Below are 22369 nucleotides of genomic sequence, written 5' to 3' on the forward strand. Positions count from 1 at the left end.
GTATTTCTCTTTGGCGACAGCGAAACGGAATTACGGGAGCCATTGAGCGAGCCGCGAGGTGATATCGAGATGTCGTTTCGTCATGATAATGGTGGAATCGGCGCGCTGTCCCACGGTTTCCGGAAGTGCACCGAACACGAGTTGCTGGAGTTCGCTTTCCCGCGTCGCGCCGATGACGGTGAGGTCGTGGTCGTCAGTTCGCTCGACGATGGTGTCCGCGACGTTCTCACCTTCGAGGAGCGACTGAGTAACCGAAACATCGTCTATCAGCGCCGCTGTCTCGGCCACGATTTCGCGGGCGGATTCGCGTTCCGATTCCGAGGCGAGGGGGGAGACGACGTGTGCGACCTCGACCGTCGCATCCTCGGCGTGAGCGACGGCGCGGGCCGCCTTACTCGCCAATTCGGCGTGTGGGCCACCTGCGGTCGGAACCAGAACGGAGTCGGTGTCCGCCGATTGTGAGCCGATTTTCTCGACCAGCACGTCGCAGGGGGATTCCTTGACGACCCTATCGACGGTGCTCCCAAGCACGACTTCCCTACGGTGTGACCCTCGGCCGCGCCACCCGATGAGCACCGCGTCGCAGTCGTGCTGTTCGACCGTGTGCAGGATGGCATCGGATGCTCGATGGCCGATTCGGACGATGCCGTTCACCGGCACGTCCGAATCCTCGGCGTAGGACATCGCTTTGCGGAGGACTTCACGTTCGTCATCGACGGAGCGGTAGCTTTCCGAGATAGGCGTCTGTTCGGGAACGAGTGCGGCCGAAAGCACCAGCAGTTCGCCGTCTCTGTCTTCGGCGATATCGATCGCCGTTTGCATCATCTGCTCGACGTGCTCGGGGTTGGCGATGGGAACTGCGAGTTGGTACTCCCGGCCGTCGGACGGTTCGCGTTCAGTGACGACCGTTGGCGTCTCGCGTTCGAACTGCGTTTCCTCCGGATCGGTGGATTTCCACGCGAACCAGAACCCGACCCCGATGACTTGCGCGAGGAGGCCGACGACGAACGCCTTCGGTTCGACGTTGACCAGCAGGACGAGGTTGGCGACGACCGCGATAATCGGAACCCACGGGACGAAGGGCACGGTAAATCCGCGGTCGATGTTCGGTCGTTTCCGTCGGGACTGGATAAGGGCGAGATTGACGAAGATGAGGCCGCCGAGGAGCATGAAGTCCGCGAAGTGCGTGACCGCGTGGAGACCGAGGTGGAAGACGTGCGGAACGTGCAGTCCAAGGCCGAGCGAGGAGAGGAAGTTGTTGACGCCCATCGTCGCACCTTCTTCCGCGCCCGGTGGCGTTCCGAGCAGCACCGTGAACACGAGCATGTAGAAGGTGATGAGTCCACCCGTCAGCAGGACGGATTTGTAGGGCGTGTTCAGCGAGGGGTGGAGATCCTCAAACTGCTCCGGCAGGTGGTTTCTGCGGGCCATCGCGAGCTTGACCCGCGACCCCGCGAGAATCGTCGCATTCGCGGCCGACAGCATCGAGAACAGCGCACCGACGATGATGACGTAGAAGCCGAAATCACCGAGATAGTACTGAGCCGCCCGTCCCATCGAGATTTCGCCGTTCTGTGCGACGAAGTTCTTTGCAGCCTCTGATCCGGAGAGTCCGGCCTGTTGGGCGAGGAATTCGAGGAACTCCCCGTTGTTGACCGCCAGCACGATGACGACCACAACCAGCGCGTAGATGACCGTAACGAAGCCCATGCTGATGAAGATGGCACGGGGGATGTTCTCGCTCGGCTTCTCGATTTCCTCGGCGTTGGTCGCGATAGCTTCGAAGCCGAAGAAGGTGATGAACACCAGCGCGGTCGTCAGGCCGAGTTGGCGCAGGTCGTTCAGGTTCTCGGTCATGGACGATGTGACGACGGAAGCATCGAACCCTTGGAGACCGCCGTAGAGGAAGAGAATGATGAGGGCGACCTTCAGCCCGGTGACGACGATTTGGAAGAGACCCGTCTCCTCGGTTCCTTTGAGGTTCACGCCGACGAGCAGGGCGAGAACGACGAGGCCCGCAATCCAGTAAGGAATGGCCTGCGGAATCGACAGCGCCGGATAGATGAACCGGTAGAACCAGTCGGAGAAGCTGGCGAGATAGAAGGCGGCGCTCGCGGGATAGCCGAGAATCATCGACCACCCGACGATGTAGGTTAAATCCGTATCGAACACGTTGGCGACGTACATATAGCCGCCCCCGCTTTCGGGGTAGATGGCGGCGAACTCGGCGTAAGCGAACGCGGTGAAACTCGCCACCAGCGCGGCCGCGAGAAACGAGACGATGGCGGCCGCGCCGACGTTGCTCACCGCCAATCCCGAGAGTACGAAGATTCCTGCCGCAATCATCGTTCCGACGCCAAGCGCAACCGCACCGACCAGACCGATGTCGCGGTCGAGTTCGGTCTGGATATCCGCAGAGTCCGTCGTAGTCTCGGCAGAACTGTCAGTCATCGTTCAAGCTAAAGGATGGGTGTACGAAAGGTTTGGTGGCCCAGTTCTTCGATTTGCGAAGTTATCATATATCGTGGGTTGCTTGCAAATTCAGCCCCAACACTTCTTGAACCGCATATGGTACGCTTCCGGATATGGTAGAGCATACTCGGACGTTGGGATTCCGTGTTGCCTTCGCGTTGGGATTAGGGACGATGATCGCCGCGGGTATTTTTTCGCTCTCGGGCACTGCCGTCGCCCAGGTCGGCAGCAACGCCGTCATTTCGTTCGTCATCGCGGCAGCGATTGCGGGCATCACTGCGGCTTCGTATTCGGAGTTCGCCTCCATTTACGCGGAAAACGGCGGCGGTTACCTCTTTTCATCGCGCACGTTCGAAGATGACCGCCTCCTCTTCGCCGTCGGTGCCTCGCTGTTTCTGGGCTATTCCGCGACGACTGCGTTCTACCTCGCCACGATGGGCGAGTGGTTTCACCAGTTCATCATTCCACACGGAATCTCGATTCCACACGGTACCGTCGCAGTTGTGACCGCAATCCTGCTCGGAGTGTTGAACGCCCGCGGTACCGAGGAAAGCGGGACGTTCCAGGTGTTCGTCACTGGTGCGAAGGTCGCCGTCCTCCTCGCATTCATTGGCGGGGCGCTCGCGTACAAAGCACCGTCCGCAACGGTGGACACGTTCGTCGGTGGCTTTGCGAAAGGTGGCCCGGCAAGCATCGTTTCCATCGCCGCCGTTGCGTTCATCACGTTCTTCGGGTTCTCGGCCATCGCGGCGAGTGCGGGCGAAATCATCAATCCGAAGGAGACGGTGCCGAAGGCCATCGGGGCAAGCATCGTGACCGTCACCGTACTGTACATCTTCGTCATCGTCGCGATGATGAACTCGCCGACCGACCCACAAATCATCGCTGAACAAGGCGAAACCGCGATGGGAAAAGTCGCAGCCGATTTCCTCGGCGTCTTCGGAAAATATCTCATCGTCGCCGGAGCCATCTTTAGCATGGTAAGCGCCTCGAACGCCTCGATTCTGGCAGCCAGCGGAATCGGGTCGTTGATGGGAAAGCAGGGACAGGCACCGCGACGATTCTCGCGGATTCATTCCGACTACGGCACGCCGTTCTGGAGCGTCGTCGCCTGTACCGGAACCATCGTCGCGCTCGTGGTGGCGTTCATCGCGCTGTTTCCAGCGCAGGGTGGGCTCGGGCCGATCAGCCTCGGATTGGAGGCGCTCACCGGCTTTGCGAACCTGAACCTGCTCGCGCCGCTCGCAGTCGTCAACGTCGCGCTCATCCTCTCCCGAAAGCGATTCCCGGAGATGGAGCGCCCGCTGAAGGTGCCGCTCGTTCCGTGGCTTCCGTTCATCGGTGTGCTGGCGAACCTCGCGCTCATCACGAACCTCCCTACACACGGTATCATCGCCGGGGTTGCAGCGGAGTTGGTTCTTGTGGCAGCGTATCTCGTGTGGGGTGGCGCGCCCGACGTTGACGAGATGATTTCGCGAACCGTCGCCGCGCGCGCACCGAAGACGAATGGCGGGGAACCCGACGAAGCGGTATCGGATGAGGATAGATTCCGCGTTCTCGTGCCAGTCGAGCGAATGTACAACGCGCCGGAACATGTGCGGCTCGCCGGAAAAATCGGGGCACTACGGGGTGAAAACCCGCTCGTTCAGGTCGTCAACGTCACGCAAATCCCCGAACAGACGACGAGCGATGACGTTACCGACATCGCCGAGGCGCGGGCAGACCGATTGCTCGATACCCTTGCTGAGGCGAACCTCGATGTGGACTACACCGTGGAAGGACACATCTGTCGGAGCGTTTCCTTCGACATCCTGAACACTGCTCGTGAGGACGAAGCCGACCTCATCCTGATGGGCTATCCAAAGGAACACGAAGATATCGCGGAAGCGGTGGAATACGACTCCCCTTGCGACGTGCTATTCGTGGACGGGTTCGGCGAGGAGTCGCCGACCCTCGACAACGTCACGGTCGGTACCGGCGGCGGACCACACCACGAAGCGGCGCTCTCGCTCGTGAACGAACTCGGTCGGAGCGGCACCGATGTTCACGTCGTCAACGTCACGCCGGGCGGCGAGGGCGGCACGGCGGAAGACCTCGACGGAACGCTGTCGGAACTGGGAGACGTGTCGTCCGTGCAGACACACGAAGGGCGGGCTGACACGGTTGCGGACGGATTGGTCGCGGCCGCCGACGAACACAACAGCGTGCTGGTCATCGGCGCGTCCCGAACCCGTCTGCTGAAGCGATGGGTGTTCGGTAGTACCCCCGACCGCGTCGTCTCGTATGCAAAAATAGCTGGTGTTCCGGTCATCGTCTGTGCCCACCCGACGGGCGTCTCCGGACGACTGGAGGACGCGCTGTTTCCACTGTACCGGACGCTTCGCAAACTCCGGCGCGACCGCAGGAAAGAAACCGAACCGAGTTCGAGTTAAATCTCTTCGTGAATCCAGTAGTGGGCGATGTGGTTGGCGTCCACCCAGTGGATTTCGTCGTCGGCCTCTATTTTGATGTACGGTTCTTCCTCGAACTCGACGTTGTGGGTGTGAAGTTCGAGCTCCTCACCACCAGCCGTCTTCACCATGATTTCTCCCTTTTCTTCCAACTCAGTTTCCAACCGCTGGTAGATGTCTGACATCGAAGTTGCCTCCGTCGAAATCAACAGTGGGAACCGCGAAAAATTTTGTTGCCAACGAGGTAAGGGAAGCGTTTGCAGATAGGGAAAGACGGACGAAAACAACACACTGGCGCGCGCCGAATTGAGTCTCCCTTTCGGCTCATAGTCATCGACGACTGCTACATCACACCGTTATCTCGCAACAAGTCGGCGAGAATGTGGAAGTAGAGAACCACGGCCGTGAAAACCGCGGCTGCTGGCGAAACGAGCAACAACACACCCACGAGAACGCCCCCGAGCAGTGCGTGTGAGAGGATGCGTTCGTGTTCCAGTTCAGCACTGTCCACGTCCTCGAACACCCAATCTTGGTCCCCGAAGGCGGCGGTCGGATTTCTGAGACAGGCTCGAAGATGTCGCCAACTTCCGGTTCGAATCCGGGTGAGGACGAAATGATCCAAATCGATGAAGACACTCAGAAGAACACCGTAGACGAACAGACCGGCGAGGAGTGGCGTGGCAAATCGTTCCGACAGTGGAACGAGAAGAAGTCCCGACACGACCACGCCGATGAGGAAATGCTCCCGCGAATACATCTGCTGCATCCGACACGGCGACGGGAGTAAAAGGTAGCGTCCTCAGGGAACTCCACGCAGTGTACGCTCCCTATTTACTTTCACTTGATGGTTCAGCTATTTATACCACCTCCTGAATTAGTCATTCATTTGATCAAAATGCGGGAAGAGTCGGAGCGGCTCCACTAACGCTCGTCCGGTCGTCCGAACCACACCGTGGCGAACAAGGAACGATTCAACTTCTACACCAACGACGTCGGGGCGACACACCGAGAACTCCGCAATCGAGATGGGGACGGAAATCCAATAGAAGAGGGAACGGACGTCGAATTGTTTCGATTTAGTGACGTGTGCAGGAACACGCTCGAATTCTGTCACTATGAGAAATAATAAAGAAGCCAACGCATCGAAACCGTCGAAGTTCGGTACGTTCATACGCTTTCCGCCGCAGTGATTCACCCGATGGTAGGACACAGCACGGAGCGTGTAACGCTCGCTCGACTCCCCTCCGGTGTCGAACTCGAAACGACGATACACACCTACGAGGGCGACGAAGACGGGCCAACTCTGTACGTGCAGGCCGCACAACACGGACGTGAAGTCAACGGCAGTGAAGTGCTTCGACGGTTTCACGAGGAAATCGACCCCGCAGAACTTGCCGGAAAAATCGTCGCGGTACCGGTCGCGGACCCGTTGACCTTCGACCGCGTGTCCTACACCACGCCGGAGCAGTTAGACAGTATCAACCCGAACATGAATCGGGTTTGGCCGGGAGACGAGGAGGGAACCCTTCACGAGCGCATGGCGGCCACGCTCTGGGAGTATGCGACCGACGCCGATGCCATCGTCGACCTCCACACCGGCAGTCCGAACATGCTCACCCACGTCGTGTTCATGGAGGGTGACGAGGAATCGCGCGACCTCGCCGAAGCGTTCGGTACCGACCTCCTCCTCTCCGAGGAAGCAGGCGACGATGCTGATGTGGAATGGAGCGAACGGGACTTCGGTGGAAAGTTCCGTGTCGCGGCCACCCGAGCGGGAATCCCGTCCATCACGCCGGAACTCGCGCACAACAAGGAGGTCGTCGAGAATGCGGTCGAAACTGGACTTACCGGCCTGCTCAACGTCTGTCGCGAACTCGATATTCTCCGGCCGTCACCTGCCGACAACGGTGATTGGACGCTGGCACGAAACCATCTCGGTCGAGTCGATGCCACCGACTCGGGCCTCTTCGTGGTCGAATCGAATCACGAACTCGGCGACCGAGTCGACGCAGGTGAGCGCATCGGAACCCTATACGACCCGGCGACGTACGAGGTGTTGCAGGAGGTCGAAACCGACCGAGCAGGCGTGTTGTATGCACTCACCCGCGAGGCGACGGTCTGTGGCGGCGGGAAACTACTCAGCGTCGCCTTGCTTCGAGACTGAATGACCGATCCCGGCGTAAACCGCTGAATTTTCCCGAGGCCAGGAACGCGGACGATGGCAACCCCGACGATCCACTCGGGCTGTACCGGTTTCGAGATACCGACCGCTTGGTCGTAGTACGGGTTGGCGTCCCCTTTCGTAACGAATCCAGCGTGTGGCGCTGGGCAGTTCCGAAGCTCTGCACAGCTAGTTGCCCCTGTGAGGTACATCGGATCGGCCTTTTCATACCAGTTTTCCCCCTCCTCGACCCAGAACCGTGCGCGATGGAGAATCGGTATCGCCGAGTCGTCACCGTTCGGTTGAAAGACGAGCACGTCACCCGAATCACCGAGCGAGTAATAGCCTCGGTTTTGGCCGACGCGGGCGGAGACGACCCCACCGCGACTCCCCGGCGGCGACACCCGATGTTCTTCCATCACGACGACGACATCGGCCTGTTCGACGTTCGGAGCCATACTCCCACTGATGACGGTGTAGGCCGGTGGCCAGACGCCCAGCATCGTCACGAGGAGCAGGCTAACGACGAGAACGACCGTGACCGTATGCCCGAGCAGTCGGCGAAGCCTGAACACGACCCACAGAAACGAGCAGTGTCGGCTTTGTTATCGACCGCTTTCCCGGCGGAAAGCGTCGCTTTCCGGCGTCTCGTGGCAGGCAGACGAGGTCTACTAACTCATCATGCATCCACAACCGAGAGGGCAGACTCCGACTTCGATTCGAACCGTCCCCGTGACTCGGCGCACTGCTACTCCTGAACGAGGTTCGCGAACGCTTCAATCGGGATGATTTCCATCGTTTGCATGTCGAGTCCTTGATTCTCGATGGCTATCGACGCCCGAAACGCTGCGTTCCTATCGGGCGCATCGAAAATGACCATGAAATCGTACTCCCCGAGTATCGCGTAACTTGATTCGATTTCGGCCTCGTACTCCGCGACCTCGGTCGAGAGGTTGCCAAGCGCCGACGCCAACTTCTGTGCGTTCTGCACGCTTCCCCGAATTTTTACCAGTGACACGTATTTTGCCATCGCACAGGGAACGGGCGTCGTCGGCAAAGCGATTGTGGCAAGTAGATTCACCCTTCGTTTCGAATTGCCACACACCATCGCTTTTTGTCTGGGGACGAATCAGTTCCGATATGACCAAAGACGACCTCCGCGAGCGAATCTGGACACGACTGGAAGACGAGGGTGTCGCACGTTTTCCGTTCCCACCGCGCGGCCGTATCCCCAACTTCGCGGGAGCGATGGAGGCGACGGAGCGACTCGCCGACCTCCCCAAGTGGAAAGAGGCGGAGGTGGTGAAAGCGAACCCGGATTCGCCACAGTTGCCCGTCCGGCGGCGTGCGCTCCGCGAGGGAAAAATCGTCTACATGGCCCAACCACGTCTTCGGGACGAAAAACCGTTTATGAAACTCGACCCGGCGGACATCGCCGATACCGACGCCGCCGCAACGGTTTCGAAGATGGACGACTACGCCGAACCCGTCGCTCCTGACGACATGCCGCCGGTCGATTTCGTCGTCTCCGGAAGCGTCGCGGTGACGGAAACCGGGGCGCGAGTCGGGAAGGGAGAAGGTTACAGCGACCTCGAATACGCGGTTCTTCACGAGATGGGACTCGTCGACGAAACGACCACGGTTGCCACGACGGTACACGAAATCCAACTCGTGGAAGACGACCTGCCGGTCGAACCACACGACGTGCCGATGGACATGGTCGTCACACCCGACCGACTCATCCGAACGGACACGCCGTTTTCGGATCCGGCGGGGATTCAGTGGGAGGTGTTACCGGACGAGAAAATCGAGGAAATCTCGCTTCTTCAGCGACTGCAACCGTGAGTCCGCCAGTGGAAACGTGGGGTTATCTCCCGATAAGCAACGATACCGACCCCACCGCGGGCGAATAACGAACTTCGAGGAGTGCAAGGACGTGGTATGCGCACAGCATGGGTGTTGGCCACGCTCTCGTTTGTCCTCGTTTCGACGCTCGTCGTCGGGATTGGAATCGGGGGAACGGCAGGCCAGCGGACGGTCGATTCCTGCACGACGATTTCGAATCCGGGGCGCTACGTCCTCACGAGCGACGTGACGAACGCAACGGTCGATACCTGCATCCGGGTTTCGGCGAGCGATGTCGTGTTCGACGGGCGCGGAAACGACATCGACGGTGTCGGTGCGTTCGGTTCCGCCGGTGTCCTTGTCACGGGTGGGAGGAACGTCACCGTTCGGAACGTGGTCGCAACCGACTGGGACGACGGCATTCGCTTTGTCGGAAGCCGGAACGCGAGGGTGGGCAACACGACGACGGCCAGAAATCGCGTCGGCCTCTCGCTCGTCTCGTTTCGGAGCGGAACGGTCGAGAACAACACTGCCCGAGAAAACGCGGTCGCTGGCGTCTTCCTCGTCGGCGCGAGCAGGGATACCACACTCAGAAACACGACGGCGACCGAGAACGCACTGGTCGGTGTGCAACTCGTCGAAGCACGAGGGAACAGCGTCATCGGAACCACCGCCCACGGCAACCAGTTCGGCGTCGCGCTGCTCGGCGCAAGCGGGAACACGGTTCGCGGGAGCGTCGCGACCGAAAACGACATCGCGGGAATCTGGTTGTCCGCGGCCAGCGACAACCACGTCCGGGACAATCGGGTCTCGAACCTATTTTACGGGATTTACCTGGCTGACGGTGCTCGAAACAACACCGTCGAATCGAACGCGGCACTGGGGAACGCCGTGGGTGTTCGCCTTCGGGCGAGCGACCAAAACGCCGTCCTTCGCAATCGAGTGTCGAACAGCAGCGACACCGGAATCCTCCTCATTTCAAGCGACGAAAACCGGGTCGTCGGCAACGTCGGAACCGAAAACCGACGCGGAATCGTCGTGTCAGAGTCCTCGTTGGGAAACAGTCTCTCGAACAATTCCGTCGGTGAACGGGACGGGCGACTGCGGAACTGATGCGGACAGTTCCCTACATACGTGGCGCATACTCGCGAGCGAACACGGTAACGAGCGACCTGAACACACCGAGGACGATGGGGCCGAAAAACAGTCCCATGAACCCGAACGTATAGACGCCGCCGAAGATACCGACGACGAGGAGGCCGGGATTCAGCCGTGCCTCGTGCCCACTGACTACGGGTCGGAGGTAGTTGTCCGAGAGGCTGATGACGAGCGTTCCGTAGACGAACAGGAACGCGGCTGCAACCGGTCGGTTTGCGAAAAACAGGTACGCCGAGGCGGGAAGCCACACGACGGATGCACCGATCAGCGGCAGCAGTGAGAGAAGCGTCGTCACGACGGTCAAAAACACCACACCGGGAACGCCCGCGATGAAGAGACCGATTCCGGTCAAGACGCCCTGCACGACCGCCACGAGGACGTTGCCGGCCAGCACGCCCCACATCACCTGATTCATCTCGCCGTACAGTTCGTCCTGTACCGACGCCGGAAGCGGCGTGCTCTTGCGTACCCATTCGAGGAACAGCTCCCCATCGACGAGGAGGTAGTAGAGAATAAACGCCAGAATCGTCATTCCGATGAGTGCGTCGGAAATCCCGCCGAAGATACTCACCACGTTTTCCAGCAGTTGCGTGCTATCGGTGGGAATCAACTCCCGCAGGTTTCGTCCCTCGTTGGTGATGCCGGTGTAGCGCTCGATGAGACGAAGCAGTTCGAGAAACTGTGGGTCACCGCGGAGAATCGCTCTGAGGATGGTTATCGCCTGCTGAACGGCGGTGAAGAGGAGCGTCGCGACGGGAATGAGAACGACGAGCGTCGTCACAACGAGAAGAAGGAGCGCCGAAACCCGAGGCCCGACGCGCGGTGCGAGCCGTTTCTGAAGCGGATAGAGAACGTAGCTCAGCAAGATAGCGGCTAAAACGTACTGGAGAAACGGCCTGACGAGCAGTAACGCGAGCAAGCCGAATACGCCGATCAGGAACAACAAAAATCCACGTTCCCGGTTCATGCGGTCACAACGACGTGAACGCGTATAAATCGCCACGTCGATGTTTGAAATCGACGGTCAAGGATTAGCCATCACACCTATAGAAACCTCAGTCGTCGCCGGTTACGGGGGATAAAATGGCACAACAGTACCAGCAACCGCAAGCTCAGCAGTACCAGCAACCAGAAGGTCAGCAGTACCAACAACCGCAGGATCAGCGAACCGTCGGACAGCAACCGCAACGCCAGCAACAGCCAACCGGCGGGCAGTTCGGCGGAACGGGGCAACAAACCGGTGGCCAGCAGGGACAACAAATCGGGCAGCAGTCCGGGCAACAGCAGGTGTACGCCTACGATGAGATGCTCCCGAACGACATGCGGACGGCCCTGCACGATTTCAGCCATCTGAAGAAGTCGTGTGAGTGGGCGGCCGAGCAGGTTCACGGCCAGATGCCGGGCGAGACCGAAATCCCACGAACGCTCGAAGATCTCGCAGAAATAGCCGAACTGAACGAAAAGCTCATCGTCCGCGACTCCCGCCACGGACCGGAGGTTGCCCAAACCTTCCTCACGGTGGCACAGGACGACCTCCAGCAGTTACAGCAGGTGGCCCAACAACAACCCATCCTCACCACGGTCGTCTCCGACCTTCAGAGAGCCATCAACTCGACGACCCAACTGTTGGGAAGCATCGGCCAGCAGGTCGGCGGCCAGCAGTCGATTGGTCAGCAATCGGGTGGGCAGCAGTCAGGTGGGCAGCAGATGGGGGGACAACGGTCAGTCGGCCAGCAGTCGATCGGACAACAAGGCCGGTTCTGACCCCATCGATAAAAGAAGCGAATCGCTATTTTTCGAGTGTGAGTACCTCTGTCGCGTTGGTAACGTGGGAACGATAAAATCGAATCGGCTAGCGTGGCGTTAGCTGCCGAACATCTCGCGCATCATCGGATGCATTTCCATCAACTGCTCTTCTGCGATTTCCTCGTAGAGCTTGTACGTGATGGAGACGGTCAGCAGTAGTCCCGTACCGGAGACTGCACCGATGGTACCGAGCATGTTCGCCATGACGGCCAGCAGGCCGACCAGCGCGCCGCCGAGGACGGTGACTTGCGGGATGTACCGCTCCATCACCTTCTCGATGACGCCGGTATTCTGGCGGAAGCCGGGAATCTGCATGCCGGAGTTCTGAATCTGCTTCGCCGTCGCCTCCGGCCCCATGTCGGTCGTCTCGACCCAGAAGATGGCGAAGATAGCGCCGCCGACCACCATGAATCCGAGGTCGATTGCGACGCGGAGCAGTACCTGCCACGGCTCTTGGGCGATCGTTCCGCCCCACCACATCCAGTCCTGTGGTCGTTGGATTGGTGCGAAGTAGTAGAACAGCCCGCCGGTGGGGTTACCGAATCGGTTGTAGGAGCCGAGCCATGCGGGCATGCCATTTCCGAGTTGACTACTCAGAATGCGCCCGAGGAACTGGATGTTCGCCTGCAGGGCGCGGACGAGGATCATCGGCAGGACGCTCGCGTAGATGAGCTTCACGGGGAAGCGACCGCGGGCACCCTTCACTCGCGCGTGGCTGAGCGGAATCTCGACGCGAACGCTCTCCGCGTACACGACGATGGCGAAGATGAACACAGTGGTCAGAAGGGCGATGAGTTGCCCCTGACCGAGCAGGAGATACTGGATACCCTCACCAGTCAGCAACGACGGGACGTTCCCCGCGTTGCCGGTGATGATGTCAAACCACTGTGGGATGAGACCGACCTGGTTGCCGATTCCACGCGGCGAGAACAGCCCCCCGACGAGGCTCTGGCTGACACCGGCGATGATGAACAGCCCGATACCGCTCCCGACGCCCCACTTGCTCACGATTTCGTCCATGAACAGGACGAGAATCGCGCCGATGAATATCTGCGCGAAGATGACCCATTTAACGGCCATCGCGGAGCCAAGCGTTCCGACAAGTGCCTGCTCCGGTTGGAAGAACCCACCGATGAAAACCATCGGCAGGCCGGTCAGGCAAATCATCACGACGACCAGCAGTTTCTGAAGGCCTTGATAGAGCACTTGGTCACGCGGGTCGTTCGTATCAAGTCCGAGCAGGTCGGCACCGCCGAGCAACTGGAGAACAATGCTCGCGGTAACGATGGGACCGATACCGAGGTGTAGGACGGACCCCTGTGAACCCGCGAGTAGGGAGCGGAACTGACCGAAGAGGTCTGTACTCGTGTTCACCCCGTAGAGAGTGACGTTCGTCAAAAAGAAATACAACACGAGGATTCCTGCCGTCCAAGTCAGCTTGCGCTTGAAGGGGACGTGCCCCTCCGGGCGCTGGACGGCGGGCATCCGTGTTAAAACCGGTTCTGCGGTTTCTTTCCAACCCATTGACTATACCTCCGACTTCATCACACGTATCTCCTTCGACTTCGTAATGTGACAGTCAGTGGGGTTTCCCCCATTTCCCCTCCCGTCGAGGAATCCTCATCTCCCCGGAAAGGCGATATCAAATCGGTTACGAGAACGTTTCAGTGGCTGTCGGGGGATCGGCTTCGACTACCGACGCAGAACCTATCTGTCAATCACATACTTACCTATGCGACGACAGTAGAATCACACGATCCCGACAGCAGAACTGACTGTGTTGGTCGAAAGAACGTTCCCATCGGTAGCGAGGAAATACTATCGCAGAGAATGAATTCGAGTAAGACTACTCGGCTTCGTCTTCTTCGTCGTCGGATGCTTCTTCCTCGGCGCGGTCGCTGAGGACGGCGCTGCCGTCCGCTTCCTCAATGAGTTCGACTGCGGTCGCCGAGAAGGCGTCCGCCGTCACGTCGAGGCTGTTGCGAACCTGGCCACTGCCGAGCACCTTGACGGCGTCGGCGTCCCAGCCATCATCGACGACATCGCGTGCGTCGATTTCGTAGCCGTCGTCGGTCTCTTCTGCGACACCCTCTGCCGCGAAGAGAGCAGCGTCTTCGTCGAGTTTCTGCACGGACACGGTGAGTACCGTCTCCTTTGCGTCTTCGGGTCGTTTGAACCCGTGCTTTCCGAGCGGTTCGTAGTTGTGGAACTCGTGTTTGGCGCGGCCTGCGCGTCCGCGTCCTCCGCGGTTACCCGCACCGCGGCGGTTCTTGTGCGTCCCGCCGCCGTGCGTGCGCGAGCCACGTTGGCGTCGTTTCTTACTCATGGTTATCGCATCGACTTGAGGAGTTCGTTGATTTCCTCAGTCGTGTGTTTGCCGAGTTGGCCACCCTCTTTCGTGGGGTGTTTGATGCCCTCGTGACCACCGCGTGGCGGGTGGAGTCGGAGGACCGGAGTGAGGCCCTGTTCTCGAAGGGTCGTTTCCTCGTCGAGCAGTGCCTCCGAGAGCTCGGCGAAGTCGGCGTACTCCGTGTTCTCTGCGAGCCATTCCTCATCAACGTCGTCGCTTCCTTCGAGCGGTTGTGCTCGCTTGGACAGCACCGTTTCCAGGACTTCCTGGTCGGGTTCGCCGTGTGCGACCCAGTCGTTGACCTTGGTCACCATTCCGCGGTAGGTTTCCGTTTCCGGAACCAGCGCGCAGTGGTTGACCTTGTGGAGATTGAGCATGCCGAGGGTATCGCGGACACCCTGCGTCATGTCGACCTCTCCGCGAACTTGGACGACTGCTCGCATCAGTCAGCCACCTCCGGCTCTTCCTCAGTTCGGGTGCGCGGGCCACGTGCCTGCGACGCGTTCTCGAGGGCGTTGTAGGTCGCCTTGGCGAGGTTGAGTGTCGTTCGCGTGTTGCCGTGGCTTTTCGTCCATGCGTTCTCGATACCGGCGAGTTCGAGGATTTTACGCACGGTGTCGGTTGCCGCGAGACCCAGTCCGGCGGGTGCCGGGATGAGTTCGACTTCCACACTGCCTGCCTTACCGGTCGTCCGGTGGGTGAGCGAGTGCGGTCGGTCGCTGCGGTCTTCCCACGACCCTGCGCCGCGGGGAACGTCGATGATGTTCAGCTTCGCGATCTCGATCGCCTTCTGGATGGCACCGCCGACCTGGTCGTCTCGGCCTTCGGCGTAGCCCACGTAGCCGTCGCGGTTGCCGATGGCACAGACACAGCGGAACTTCACGCGTCGCCCGGAGTCGGTCATGCGCTGAACCATGTTGATGTCCAGCACTTCGTCTTCGAGTCCGGGGAGGAGCTGGTCGACCAGCTCCGGCTCCTTCAGCGGGAGGCCGGAGTTGAGGGCGTCTTCCATCGTGTCGATGTCGCCCTCGGCGACCTTGCGGCCGAGACGGGTCTGGGGTTCCCAGCCGTCGTTGTAGTTTGCACACATATTATTCGTCCTCCTGGAGGTTTGAGAGCACTTCGTCGAAGTGCTCTGGTAGTTCTGTGGCGTCGAAATCCCCACCGTACAGCGACTCGTCTAACTGCTCTGCGTATTCGGCGATGTGTTCGCCGCGGTTACGCGACCAGTCTGCCAGCACGCTGTCGTTGTGCGGGATGTCGAGGCCAGCGTCGATTGCACCTTCCTGTACTGCGAATGCCTTGCTACCGGGTGTTGCCGTGTTGAGGCCGATGTCGAGCACCGCCTCGTCGTAATCGGCATCGAGTGCGCGTTTTCCGAGCAGGTATCCAGTGAGGTACGCGCTGGGGAGATTGCCCGTTGGGGCTTCCCAGCCGTACTCCTCCAGATCGCCGGAGTACGCACTCGCAACCGTGTTATCGCCGTCGGGACCCATCGTGACCAGCTGCGCCCTGACATGCTGGTTGCTCTTCCGAGCGACCAGGCGGGGCTTGCCCGATTTCAGCAGGCGCAACCTCTGATGGTAGTCAGTTCGGACCTCGCGGCGGCGGCGCATCGGCACCTTGTATCGTGGTCCAGTTGCCATTGTTAGTAGTTGTTCTCTATGTAGTTCAGCAGATATTGCACGCTACGGAACTCGCCACCCTTGGACTTGTCGTAGAGGTCACGATACTGTGACTTCGTGATTTCGCCCTCGGCGCGGAGTTCACGCAGTTTGCGTCTCTGCGCACGAACCTTGTTCTGCCACTCCTCTTTCGAGTTCTTGCGGCCGCCCTTCTTCCCCTTCCGGGTGCCCGGCCCCTTGCGGTGACCGTATTTGCGCTTCGCTTTGCGCTCGCGAGCGCGGCCGCGGGAGTTGCTCTTTGCGTCTTTCGCCTGAATCGACCCGTCGTCGACGAGTTCGCGGATGTCCTCACGGGTAATCGCGTCCGCGATGGCACCCTGCGCGTCGGGGTCGAACCAGACTCGGTTCTTCCCAACGTCGAGCACGTCGGCGGCGAGTCGCTTCTGTGCACTCAGGTCACTCATTCTTCAACCTCCACTTCGACGTAGGTCGGATTGAGGACGCGGATTTCCTCTTCCTCGGCGACTTCCTCGATGCGCTCGCGTTTGCGAGCACCGACTTTCGAGGCGATGCGAACCGCTTGGGTGTCGCCGTCCACGCCATCGAGATCATCGACGTTGTGGACGCGAACCTCGTCGAAGCCGCTCGGGTGCTTGCCCCGAACCGACTTCGGCGTGCGGTAGCCCGACTCGACCATGTCACCTTTGCCCTTGATGCCGCGGCGCTGCTTGCTCAGGTTACCCCGAGGTTTGCGCCACGACGTGGGCGTCCGCTTTTTCTTGTGGTAGTCCTGTCGATTGAACTGCGGTTTGCCCTCGCGTTTGCGCTGTTTAAGCAGTCGCGCTTCCTCGTCGCCGAGGCTTGGCGTCTTCTCGGTCAGGCCGCGGGGTTGCAGTTCGGTTTCGACATCCTCGTCCGGTTCCTCTTCCGCTTCGGTCTCGTCTTCGATTTCGGCTTCCGTCTCCTCTTCGACTTCGAGACCACCGACGTCCGCTTTGATACGGGCGGCGAGCGCGTTGCCGATACCGTCGACTTCGGCGAGTTCGCTCTGTTCGGCACCGGCGATGTCCTCGACGGACTCGTAGCCAGCGTCACGGAGCGACTCGGCTTTGCTTTCGCCAACACCGCTGATGTCTTCGATCTGTTCTGGTTCGTCAGCCATCTATCAGGCACCTCCCGTAGACGGCTTCTCAGTAATGTAGACGCCGTCCTGGAACACGCGCGTGTCTTTGCCGCTCACGCGAGTGAGTTGTTCGATGTCCGCGGCGGTCTGGCCCACATCTTCGATGCTTGGGCCGCGCAGGGACAGTTCCTCGTCGTTCACTTCGACGGTGGTGTCCCCGTGGACGTTCGTCCGACGGGGCGCTTTCTCACCGAGGAAGTTCTCGATGACGACTTCGTCGCCCTCGGAACGAACCTGCATCGGGAAGTGAGAGTAGAAGACTTCCATCTTGTACTCCCACTCCTCGGACACGCCGTGAAGCATGTTTCGTACGTGGCTCTCGAACGTTCCCATCGTCGCCTTCGTTTTGGCGTCGGTGGCGTCGCTCTCGATGACCACTGCGTCGTCCTCGACGCTGACATTGATGTTCGGGTACCAGAGCCGTCGTGTGACGGATCCTTCCGAGCCATCAACGGTCAGGTCGAGGTGGTCTACGTCAACGGTCACCTCGTCCGGAATTTCGATTTCTACTCGTGGCATTGTTCTAGTAGACGTACGCGATGACTTGGCCACCGATTCCCTGGTCGCGGGCCTCGTAGTGGCTCATGACGCCGTGGCTGGTCGTGACGACAAGTGACCCGTAGTCCTGGGCGGGGAGGAATCGTTTCTCCCACTTCTCGAAGTCGTCTTTGCCCGCGGAGTAGCGGGGCTTGACCGCACCACATTCGTTGATCGCGCCTTTCAGTTCGACCTCGAAGCGACCGGCTTTTCCGTCTTCGACGAACTCGAAGCCGTCGATGTACCCGTGGTCGTAAAAGACCTCGAGCACGCTGCCGATCTCGTTCGAGGCGGGCTGTACCGTGTGGGACAGATGACCGACACTCTCGGCGTTGTCCACGCCGGAGAGTGCGTTGCTGAGTGGGTCGTTTCCTGCCATGATTATCGGTACTTCTTGAATCCCATGTCGCGTGCGATTTCGCGGAAGCACTGGCGACAGAGGTTGATGTTGTATTTTCCGACCAGACCTTGCTTTCGACCACAGCGCTGGCACGTTTGGAGTTGTCCCGTGCGCTTGGCCGTCTGCTCGCCGGTCGCGTCGTTCTCACTTTCGCTCATTCGTCCACCTCAACGTCGAAGTTGGCTTCGAGGAACGCGATGGCGTCCTCGGCCGTCAGTCGGTGGTTCGACGGAATCTGTCGGGAGACCTTGTCGCGCTTTGCGACGCGGTAGCCCGGTCGAACGAGGTTGACGGTCACGTCAAGCCCGTAGATTCCGACGTTCGGGTCGTACTCCTGGCTCGGGAACTCGGTGTGCTCTTCGACACCGAAGCTGAAGTTCCCGGTCTCGTCGAACTGGGTCTCCGAGAGGTCTGCCAGTGCGAGTGCGGTGTCGAGGAACTCGTGTGCTGCCTCGCCGCGAAGCGTGACCTTTGCACCGATCGGGTCGCCCTGACGGATGCCGAAGTCCGGAAGCGTGGACTTCGCCAACGTGCGGACGCTCTCCTGTTCGGTCACGTCTTCGAGGATTTCCTCGGCGTTGGCGAGTTCGCGACCACCTTCGCCGACGCCCATGTGGACGACGACCTTCTCCACTTTCGGCTCTCGCATCTGGTGGAATTCGGCTTCGCTCATTCGTCATCACCCGTGAAGTTCTCGTCGATGACGACGACGTACTCCTCGACGGTTTCGAACGACGTGTCGTCACCTTCGACGGTGACCGTGTTCGAACCGCTACCGGGCGTCACCGTGATGTCGGTGACTTCGCCAATTTCGCCCGCGTGCTGACCGCGGACGGACGTGACGAGACAGCCCTCTTCGTACGGGAAGTGAGCGAGGATGTCTTTCTCCTCGGTTCCCACGACGATGGAGTCTTTCGTGCTGTAGTCGTCGGCATCGTCCACGCGGAGGTTACTTCCGTCGTGGAGGTTCAGTTGGGTTTCGCCACCGGCTACCTCCGTCTTGTCCTCGATTTTCGCCAGTCGGCCGTCCGCCGCATTTGCGTCGATGGGGGTCAGCGCGAGGCGTCCACCTTCGTCGGGGAAGACGCGGTAGTACTCTTCGCGTTCGGTGAACGCGATGATGTCGAACATGCCGATGGGTCGCTGTTCGTCGCTGATTGCCTCGCCGTTCACGAGAACTGAGTCCTGGTTGAGCGCGTAGCGGGCTTCCTTCTTCGAGTTGGTGTAGCCCAGCACGTCCCGCAGGATGATGAGGAGCGGGACACCGTCACGTCCGTGCGGGCCAGCGCCGGCCTTCACGGTGAACGTGGCGGTCTTTCGCTCGACCGGCCAGGAGTTCGGAACGGAGAGTCGTTTCTGATGGTTGCTCATTCGGTATCACCTTCCAGACGCGCCTCGCGGCGGTCGTCTTCCAGGTTGAGGTCGGTCACGCGAACGTTGCTCGTGTCGAGCGGGCGCGGAACGTCCTCGCCGTCTGCTTTTTCGAGGGTGACTTCCTCGACGTGGATGACAGCGTTCTGCATGTCCACTTCGAGCACTTCGCCCTCTTCGCCGGCGAAGTCGCCGCGCATGACCTCGACCGTGTCGCCCGCGTTGACGCGAACGCTTCGCTGTCCGTACTCCTCGCGGAGGTCGTCGGACAGCGTCGCTTTGACCTGCTGGTGCCGCTTGTGGAGCGGGGCGCGTTCGGTCTGATTTCGCTGTTTGCGTGGTTGTCGGGTCATACTATCATCGTAGCTGTGCTTGCAATACTTCCAAACCGCTCGGCGACTTCCTGCGCGATGGGACCTTTGATCTCCGTCCCTCGCGGCTCTTCGACGTCGTCGATAACGACGGCCGCGTTGTCTTCGAATTTGACACGCGTGCCGTCCGGACGGCGGATGGATTTGCGCTGTCGAATGATAACAGCTTCCAGCACCTGACGGCGCATCTCCGGCGTCCCCTTCGTGACGGACACGGTGATCTTGTCACCGATGCCCGCCTTCGGGTGGCGGCTCTTCGTGCCGTGGTAGCCGGAAACGCTGATGACTTTCAGTTCTCGTGCGCCAGTGTTGTCGGCACAGTTGAGTAGGGAGCCTTTCTCGACGCCCTGTGTCACGTCAGCCTTCAGTGCTTCCATCAGTTGTCACCTCCGAGTGTCTCGACGACGACGTGTGATTTCGTCTTCGAGAGCGGTCGGGTCTCTGCGATACGAACCGTATCGCCGACTTCGAGAGCGAGGCATTCCGGCGCGTGGGCCGGAACGCGGGAGCGACGTTTCATCTGCCGGTCGTATTTCGGCACTGTAACGTCGTACTCTCGCTCGACGACGACGGTCTTGTCCATGTCGGTGGAGGCGACCTCCCCTTCGAGTATCTGTCCGCGAACGGCAAGCGTGCCGTGGAACGGGCAGTCCTCGTCGGAGCAGGTTTCCTCCGGTTCTGGTACGTTCAATCCTAACGCCATTTCGAATTACCTCCAGTTTCGGTACGCAATGCGGGTCGTGAGAGCAGCGTGACTCCATCCACCGTAACGTAGGCTCCGCCCTCGCAAGAGCCAGACTGACCGGAGCGAACTCCGGCAGTTTCCGACCCCAGTTTGGACGAAGTCCCCGTTCCTTCGCAGGAAACGGCGGCTTCATCTGTGAGTGCAAACTCGAATCTCGCGCCCTGCTTCGGTACCTGCCACGACCGAGACGCGGACTCGACGGTAAACGTACGCATCGTCTCGGAAACGACCCGTCCCTCGATACCGACGAGGTCGGGGTTCGTCGCCGAAACGACCCGTACGGGAAGGCCGACGAGTTCGTGTTTCGTGAGCGTCTCGGGTGTCAGTGGCATCTTATTCGAGGTCGCCTTCTTCTTGCTGAATCGTCTTGATTCGAGCAATGGTTCGGCGAAGTTCCTTGATGCGTCCCGGGTTCTCGGGCGCACCACCCGCGGCCTTGACCGCCTTCGAGTTGAGCAGTTCCGTCTCGAGGTCTTCGAGCTCTGCTTCTCGCTCGGCAGGCGTCATGTCGCGGATTTCTTCGGTGTGAAGAATCGCCATTATTCTTCAGCCTCCTCGTCTTCCATCTCTTCGAGCAGTTCCTCGGCTTCGGCTTCGACTTCCTCTTCGAGTTCGTCGAGTTCTTCTTCGACGGACTCGGATTCGGAGTCGTCGGCGTCTGCCGATTCTTCCTCGATGACTTCTTCGACGATCTCTTCATCGACTTCGGTCTCGCCGGGCTCCGGCGATTCCTCGTCGTCGTCTTCGAGTTCTTCGAGCGTTTCCTCATCAGGTTCCGCGATGAGGTCTGCCGTCTCGTTGGCTTCGACTGCTTCCGGAACGAGTTCTTCGGGGTCTGCACCCTCCTCGATCTGGAAGTCGTCGGGCAGGTTGGCTCCCGGCGGGATGATTTTGACGTCCACGCCAATGGTGCCGAGTTTCATCACTGCGACACCCTGACCGTGGTCGACAATCTCCTGTGCGGGTTCACCGTTGTGCTTGATGTAGCCACGGTTGAACTTCTCCACGCGCGAACGTGCGCCCGTGACCTTCCCGGACAGAACGATTTCGGCGCCGAGCGCGCCGGAATCCATGATTCGGTCGATGGTCGTGTGACCTGCCTTCCGGAAGTACCAACCGCGTTCGAGCGCGTTGGCGAGTCGGTCGGCGACGATTCGAGCGTTGAGATCCGGTTCATCGACTTCCTGAACGTCGATCTGCGGATCGTCGAGATTGAACCGCTCGCCGAGTTCTCGGGTGATCTTCCGGATGTTTTTCCCGCCCTTTCCGATGACCATACCTGGCTTTTCCGCCTTGAGGACGATCTGTGTCCCCATCGGGGTTTTGGCGACGTCCATGCCGCCGTAGCCAGCACGGCCGAGTTCTTCCGCGAAGAACTCGTCTATCTGCGAGCGCTGAAGCCCGTCCTGAATAAACTGATGTTCGTCTGCCATTATTCTTCGACCTCCTCAAGGATGAGTTCGACATCCACCTCGGGCGTGTTCCAGGCGGTTGCGCGGCCGAACGCGCGGGGCTTGCGGCCCTGCACTTCACCGACCTTGTGGGCGGCGACGTGCATGATTTCCATCGATTCGCCGTCGAAGCCCTGGGCATCCGCGTTGGCCATGACGTTGTCGAGTAGTTCGATGAACGCCTTGCTGGCCTTCTCTGGGTAGCGACCTGCGTCCCAGCCGTCGATGTCCGAGCGATGGCCGACGCCGCTGTTGTGCTGCTTAAACGGCACCGACCGCTCCTCGTTCACGACCTGCTGGAGGTACGTTTTCGCGTCCCCGGCAGTTTTGCCCTTGATTTCGCGGGCAATTGCCTTGCTGTGCTTGTGGCTCATATGCCGCTCCCGGAGCATCCCTTTCGCTGTGGTGTCCGGGTCGGCATCGACGCTGTAGCTGATTCCCATG

Annotated in this window: 30 protein-coding genes; 5 read left to right on the forward strand and 25 right to left on the reverse strand. The window is 60.1% G+C overall.

The features are described from left to right. Window positions 1-30: 30 nt before the first annotated feature. Window positions 31-2451 carry an amino acid permease gene (locus tag ACN2TU_RS09550; RefSeq protein WP_435154944.1) on the reverse strand — a complete coding sequence of 807 codons (2421 nt, stop codon included), beginning with the start codon at window positions 2449-2451 and terminating at the stop codon, window positions 31-33. Window positions 2452-2585: 134 nt separating this feature from the next. On the opposite strand from ACN2TU_RS09550, the gene ACN2TU_RS09555 reads away from it, so the two are divergent. Next, entirely contained in the window at window positions 2586-4904 is a 2319-nt protein-coding gene (locus ACN2TU_RS09555) for an amino acid permease (RefSeq protein ID WP_435154945.1), read from the forward strand. Here the strand turns inward: ACN2TU_RS09555 and ACN2TU_RS09560 are convergent. The 3 genes from ACN2TU_RS09560 to ACN2TU_RS09570 all read right to left on the reverse strand — a co-directional run bounded on the left by ACN2TU_RS09560 (window position 4901) and on the right by ACN2TU_RS09570 (window position 6093). Then, window positions 4901-5107, reverse strand: coding sequence for a hypothetical protein (locus ACN2TU_RS09560; RefSeq protein WP_435154946.1), 207 nt, complete (start codon window positions 5105-5107; stop codon window positions 4901-4903). The two genes, ACN2TU_RS09555 and ACN2TU_RS09560, sit on opposite strands and share 4 nt — an antisense overlap. 158 nt (window positions 5108-5265) lie before the next feature. Further along, on the reverse strand, window positions 5266-5679 hold the full coding sequence (locus ACN2TU_RS09565; RefSeq protein ID WP_435154947.1) for a hypothetical protein: 414 nt from the start codon (window positions 5677-5679) through the stop codon (window positions 5266-5268). Window positions 5680-5796: 117 nt separating this feature from the next. After that, window positions 5797-6093 (reverse strand): hypothetical protein, encoded by a 297-nt coding sequence (locus tag ACN2TU_RS09570; RefSeq protein ID WP_435154948.1) that lies wholly within the window; start codon window positions 6091-6093, stop codon window positions 5797-5799. A 27-nt stretch (window positions 6094-6120) separates the two neighbouring features. Between ACN2TU_RS09570 and ACN2TU_RS09575 the strand changes: the two genes are divergently transcribed. Continuing rightward, window positions 6121-7086: a succinylglutamate desuccinylase/aspartoacylase family protein gene (locus ACN2TU_RS09575; protein ID WP_435154950.1), complete on the forward strand. Its 966-nt coding sequence runs from the start codon at window positions 6121-6123 to the stop codon at window positions 7084-7086. A 745-nt stretch (window positions 7087-7831) separates the two neighbouring features. On the opposite strand, the gene ACN2TU_RS09580 is transcribed toward ACN2TU_RS09575, so the two are convergent. Then, on the reverse strand, window positions 7832-8113 hold the full coding sequence (locus ACN2TU_RS09580; protein WP_435154951.1) for a GYD domain-containing protein: 282 nt from the start codon (window positions 8111-8113) through the stop codon (window positions 7832-7834). Between the two features lie 110 nt (window positions 8114-8223). Between ACN2TU_RS09580 and ACN2TU_RS09585 the strand changes: the two genes are divergently transcribed. Then, on the forward strand, window positions 8224-8928 hold the full coding sequence (locus tag ACN2TU_RS09585) for a 5-formyltetrahydrofolate cyclo-ligase (protein WP_435154953.1): 705 nt from the start codon (window positions 8224-8226) through the stop codon (window positions 8926-8928). Between the two features lie 96 nt (window positions 8929-9024). Further along, window positions 9025-10041: a right-handed parallel beta-helix repeat-containing protein gene (locus ACN2TU_RS09590; protein WP_435154954.1), complete on the forward strand. Its 1017-nt coding sequence runs from the start codon at window positions 9025-9027 to the stop codon at window positions 10039-10041. Window positions 10042-10054: 13 nt separating this feature from the next. On the opposite strand, the gene ACN2TU_RS09595 is transcribed toward ACN2TU_RS09590, so the two are convergent. Then, window positions 10055-11053: an AI-2E family transporter gene (locus tag ACN2TU_RS09595; RefSeq protein WP_435154955.1), complete on the reverse strand. Its 999-nt coding sequence runs from the start codon at window positions 11051-11053 to the stop codon at window positions 10055-10057. 116 nt (window positions 11054-11169) lie between these two features. On the opposite strand from ACN2TU_RS09595, the gene ACN2TU_RS09600 reads away from it, so the two are divergent. Further along, window positions 11170-11850 (forward strand): hypothetical protein, encoded by a 681-nt coding sequence (locus tag ACN2TU_RS09600; protein ID WP_435154956.1) that lies wholly within the window; start codon window positions 11170-11172, stop codon window positions 11848-11850. Window positions 11851-11949: 99 nt separating this feature from the next. On the opposite strand, the gene secY is transcribed toward ACN2TU_RS09600, so the two are convergent. The 19 genes from secY to ACN2TU_RS09695 form a co-directional block, all read right to left on the reverse strand. Beyond that, complete coding sequence (secY, locus tag ACN2TU_RS09605) at window positions 11950-13416, reverse strand: preprotein translocase subunit SecY (protein WP_435154957.1); 1467 nt, start codon at window positions 13414-13416, stop codon at window positions 11950-11952. Between the two features lie 322 nt (window positions 13417-13738). Further along, on the reverse strand, window positions 13739-14218 hold the full coding sequence (locus tag ACN2TU_RS09610) for an uL15m family ribosomal protein (RefSeq protein WP_435154958.1): 480 nt from the start codon (window positions 14216-14218) through the stop codon (window positions 13739-13741). Between the two features lie 2 nt (window positions 14219-14220). Next, window positions 14221-14685 (reverse strand): 50S ribosomal protein L30, encoded by a 465-nt coding sequence (gene rpmD / locus ACN2TU_RS09615; protein WP_435154959.1) that lies wholly within the window; start codon window positions 14683-14685, stop codon window positions 14221-14223. After that, window positions 14685-15332: a 30S ribosomal protein S5 gene (locus tag ACN2TU_RS09620; protein WP_435154960.1), complete on the reverse strand. Its 648-nt coding sequence runs from the start codon at window positions 15330-15332 to the stop codon at window positions 14685-14687. Before ACN2TU_RS09620 ends, rpmD begins: the two co-directional genes overlap by 1 nt. Window position 15333: 1 nt before the next feature. Next, on the reverse strand, window positions 15334-15888 hold the full coding sequence (locus ACN2TU_RS09625) for a 50S ribosomal protein L18 (RefSeq protein WP_435154961.1): 555 nt from the start codon (window positions 15886-15888) through the stop codon (window positions 15334-15336). Window positions 15889-15890: 2 nt separating this feature from the next. Continuing rightward, window positions 15891-16331: a 50S ribosomal protein L19e gene (locus ACN2TU_RS09630; RefSeq protein WP_435154962.1), complete on the reverse strand. Its 441-nt coding sequence runs from the start codon at window positions 16329-16331 to the stop codon at window positions 15891-15893. Further along, window positions 16328-17029: a 50S ribosomal protein L32e gene (locus ACN2TU_RS09635; RefSeq protein WP_435154963.1), complete on the reverse strand. Its 702-nt coding sequence runs from the start codon at window positions 17027-17029 to the stop codon at window positions 16328-16330. The genes ACN2TU_RS09630 and ACN2TU_RS09635 overlap by 4 nt, the downstream gene beginning before the upstream one ends. A 3-nt stretch (window positions 17030-17032) precedes the next feature. After that, a complete protein-coding gene (locus ACN2TU_RS09640) occupies window positions 17033-17569 on the reverse strand; it encodes a 50S ribosomal protein L6 (RefSeq protein ID WP_435154964.1) in 537 nt (178 codons plus the stop codon). Between the two features lie 4 nt (window positions 17570-17573). Beyond that, on the reverse strand, window positions 17574-17966 hold the full coding sequence (locus tag ACN2TU_RS09645) for a 30S ribosomal protein S8 (protein ID WP_435154965.1): 393 nt from the start codon (window positions 17964-17966) through the stop codon (window positions 17574-17576). 2 nt (window positions 17967-17968) lie between these two features. Further along, window positions 17969-18145, reverse strand: a complete 177-nt coding sequence (locus tag ACN2TU_RS09650) for a 30S ribosomal protein S14 (RefSeq protein ID WP_435154966.1) — start codon at window positions 18143-18145, stop codon at window positions 17969-17971. Beyond that, a complete protein-coding gene (locus ACN2TU_RS09655) occupies window positions 18142-18660 on the reverse strand; it encodes a 50S ribosomal protein L5 (RefSeq protein ID WP_435154967.1) in 519 nt (172 codons plus the stop codon). Before ACN2TU_RS09655 ends, ACN2TU_RS09650 begins: the two co-directional genes overlap by 4 nt. Further along, window positions 18657-19358, reverse strand: coding sequence for a 30S ribosomal protein S4e (locus tag ACN2TU_RS09660; protein ID WP_435154969.1), 702 nt, complete (start codon window positions 19356-19358; stop codon window positions 18657-18659). Before ACN2TU_RS09660 ends, ACN2TU_RS09655 begins: the two co-directional genes overlap by 4 nt. Next, window positions 19355-19711 carry a 50S ribosomal protein L24 gene (gene rplX, locus ACN2TU_RS09665; RefSeq protein WP_435154971.1) on the reverse strand — a complete coding sequence of 119 codons (357 nt, stop codon included), beginning with the start codon at window positions 19709-19711 and terminating at the stop codon, window positions 19355-19357. The genes ACN2TU_RS09660 and rplX overlap by 4 nt, the downstream gene beginning before the upstream one ends. Beyond that, window positions 19708-20106, reverse strand: coding sequence for a 50S ribosomal protein L14 (locus tag ACN2TU_RS09670; protein ID WP_049969849.1), 399 nt, complete (start codon window positions 20104-20106; stop codon window positions 19708-19710). The genes rplX and ACN2TU_RS09670 overlap by 4 nt, the downstream gene beginning before the upstream one ends. Next, window positions 20106-20432, reverse strand: a complete 327-nt coding sequence (locus ACN2TU_RS09675) for a 30S ribosomal protein S17 (protein ID WP_435154973.1) — start codon at window positions 20430-20432, stop codon at window positions 20106-20108. The genes ACN2TU_RS09670 and ACN2TU_RS09675 overlap by 1 nt, the downstream gene beginning before the upstream one ends. Beyond that, entirely contained in the window at window positions 20423-20806 is a 384-nt protein-coding gene (locus ACN2TU_RS09680) for a ribonuclease P protein component 1 (protein WP_435154975.1), read from the reverse strand. The genes ACN2TU_RS09675 and ACN2TU_RS09680 overlap by 10 nt, the downstream gene beginning before the upstream one ends. Before the next feature lies 1 nt (window position 20807). Continuing rightward, entirely contained in the window at window positions 20808-21014 is a 207-nt protein-coding gene (gene rpmC, locus ACN2TU_RS09685; RefSeq protein ID WP_435154977.1) for a 50S ribosomal protein L29, read from the reverse strand. After that, window positions 21014-21907 (reverse strand): 30S ribosomal protein S3, encoded by an 894-nt coding sequence (locus ACN2TU_RS09690; RefSeq protein ID WP_435154979.1) that lies wholly within the window; start codon window positions 21905-21907, stop codon window positions 21014-21016. Before ACN2TU_RS09690 ends, rpmC begins: the two co-directional genes overlap by 1 nt. After that, window positions 21907-22368 carry a 50S ribosomal protein L22 gene (locus ACN2TU_RS09695; RefSeq protein ID WP_435154981.1) on the reverse strand — a complete coding sequence of 154 codons (462 nt, stop codon included), beginning with the start codon at window positions 22366-22368 and terminating at the stop codon, window positions 21907-21909. The genes ACN2TU_RS09690 and ACN2TU_RS09695 overlap by 1 nt, the downstream gene beginning before the upstream one ends. Between the last annotated feature and the right edge of the window lies 1 nt (window position 22369).

Source organism: Haladaptatus marinus (genome assembly GCF_051194195.1).

Excerpts from the sequence above, each read along its gene's own strand:
- ACN2TU_RS09550 (WP_435154944.1), bottom strand. The coding sequence starts at position 2,451 with ATGACTGACAGTTCTGCCGAGACTACGACGGACTCTGCGGATATCCAG.
- ACN2TU_RS09555 (WP_435154945.1), top strand. The coding sequence starts at position 2,586 with ATGGTAGAGCATACTCGGACGTTGGGATTCCGTGTTGCCTTCGCGTTG.
- ACN2TU_RS09560 (WP_435154946.1), bottom strand. The coding sequence starts at position 5,107 with ATGTCAGACATCTACCAGCGGTTGGAAACTGAGTTGGAAGAAAAGGGA.
- ACN2TU_RS09565 (WP_435154947.1), bottom strand. The coding sequence starts at position 5,679 with ATGTATTCGCGGGAGCATTTCCTCATCGGCGTGGTCGTGTCGGGACTT.
- ACN2TU_RS09570 (WP_435154948.1), bottom strand. The coding sequence starts at position 6,093 with ATGAACGTACCGAACTTCGACGGTTTCGATGCGTTGGCTTCTTTATTA.
- ACN2TU_RS09575 (WP_435154950.1), top strand. The coding sequence starts at position 6,121 with ATGGTAGGACACAGCACGGAGCGTGTAACGCTCGCTCGACTCCCCTCC.
- ACN2TU_RS09580 (WP_435154951.1), bottom strand. The coding sequence starts at position 8,113 with ATGGCAAAATACGTGTCACTGGTAAAAATTCGGGGAAGCGTGCAGAAC.
- ACN2TU_RS09585 (WP_435154953.1), top strand. The coding sequence starts at position 8,224 with ATGACCAAAGACGACCTCCGCGAGCGAATCTGGACACGACTGGAAGAC.
- ACN2TU_RS09590 (WP_435154954.1), top strand. The coding sequence starts at position 9,025 with ATGCGCACAGCATGGGTGTTGGCCACGCTCTCGTTTGTCCTCGTTTCG.
- ACN2TU_RS09595 (WP_435154955.1), bottom strand. The coding sequence starts at position 11,053 with ATGAACCGGGAACGTGGATTTTTGTTGTTCCTGATCGGCGTATTCGGC.
- ACN2TU_RS09600 (WP_435154956.1), top strand. The coding sequence starts at position 11,170 with ATGGCACAACAGTACCAGCAACCGCAAGCTCAGCAGTACCAGCAACCA.
- secY (WP_435154957.1), bottom strand. The coding sequence starts at position 13,416 with ATGGGTTGGAAAGAAACCGCAGAACCGGTTTTAACACGGATGCCCGCC.
- ACN2TU_RS09610 (WP_435154958.1), bottom strand. The coding sequence starts at position 14,218 with ATGAGTAAGAAACGACGCCAACGTGGCTCGCGCACGCACGGCGGCGGG.
- rpmD (WP_435154959.1), bottom strand. The coding sequence starts at position 14,685 with ATGCGAGCAGTCGTCCAAGTTCGCGGAGAGGTCGACATGACGCAGGGT.
- ACN2TU_RS09620 (WP_435154960.1), bottom strand. The coding sequence starts at position 15,332 with ATGTGTGCAAACTACAACGACGGCTGGGAACCCCAGACCCGTCTCGGC.
- ACN2TU_RS09625 (WP_435154961.1), bottom strand. The coding sequence starts at position 15,888 with ATGGCAACTGGACCACGATACAAGGTGCCGATGCGCCGCCGCCGCGAG.
- ACN2TU_RS09630 (WP_435154962.1), bottom strand. The coding sequence starts at position 16,331 with ATGAGTGACCTGAGTGCACAGAAGCGACTCGCCGCCGACGTGCTCGAC.
- ACN2TU_RS09635 (WP_435154963.1), bottom strand. The coding sequence starts at position 17,029 with ATGGCTGACGAACCAGAACAGATCGAAGACATCAGCGGTGTTGGCGAA.
- ACN2TU_RS09640 (WP_435154964.1), bottom strand. The coding sequence starts at position 17,569 with ATGCCACGAGTAGAAATCGAAATTCCGGACGAGGTGACCGTTGACGTA.
- ACN2TU_RS09645 (WP_435154965.1), bottom strand. The coding sequence starts at position 17,966 with ATGGCAGGAAACGACCCACTCAGCAACGCACTCTCCGGCGTGGACAAC.
- ACN2TU_RS09650 (WP_435154966.1), bottom strand. The coding sequence starts at position 18,145 with ATGAGCGAAAGTGAGAACGACGCGACCGGCGAGCAGACGGCCAAGCGC.
- ACN2TU_RS09655 (WP_435154967.1), bottom strand. The coding sequence starts at position 18,660 with ATGAGCGAAGCCGAATTCCACCAGATGCGAGAGCCGAAAGTGGAGAAG.
- ACN2TU_RS09660 (WP_435154969.1), bottom strand. The coding sequence starts at position 19,358 with ATGAGCAACCATCAGAAACGACTCTCCGTTCCGAACTCCTGGCCGGTC.
- rplX (WP_435154971.1), bottom strand. The coding sequence starts at position 19,711 with ATGACCCGACAACCACGCAAACAGCGAAATCAGACCGAACGCGCCCCG.
- ACN2TU_RS09670 (WP_049969849.1), bottom strand. The coding sequence starts at position 20,106 with ATGGAAGCACTGAAGGCTGACGTGACACAGGGCGTCGAGAAAGGCTCC.
- ACN2TU_RS09675 (WP_435154973.1), bottom strand. The coding sequence starts at position 20,432 with ATGGCGTTAGGATTGAACGTACCAGAACCGGAGGAAACCTGCTCCGAC.
- ACN2TU_RS09680 (WP_435154975.1), bottom strand. The coding sequence starts at position 20,806 with ATGCCACTGACACCCGAGACGCTCACGAAACACGAACTCGTCGGCCTT.
- rpmC (WP_435154977.1), bottom strand. The coding sequence starts at position 21,014 with ATGGCGATTCTTCACACCGAAGAAATCCGCGACATGACGCCTGCCGAG.
- ACN2TU_RS09690 (WP_435154979.1), bottom strand. The coding sequence starts at position 21,907 with ATGGCAGACGAACATCAGTTTATTCAGGACGGGCTTCAGCGCTCGCAG.
- ACN2TU_RS09695 (WP_435154981.1), bottom strand. The coding sequence starts at position 22,368 with ATGGGAATCAGCTACAGCGTCGATGCCGACCCGGACACCACAGCGAAA.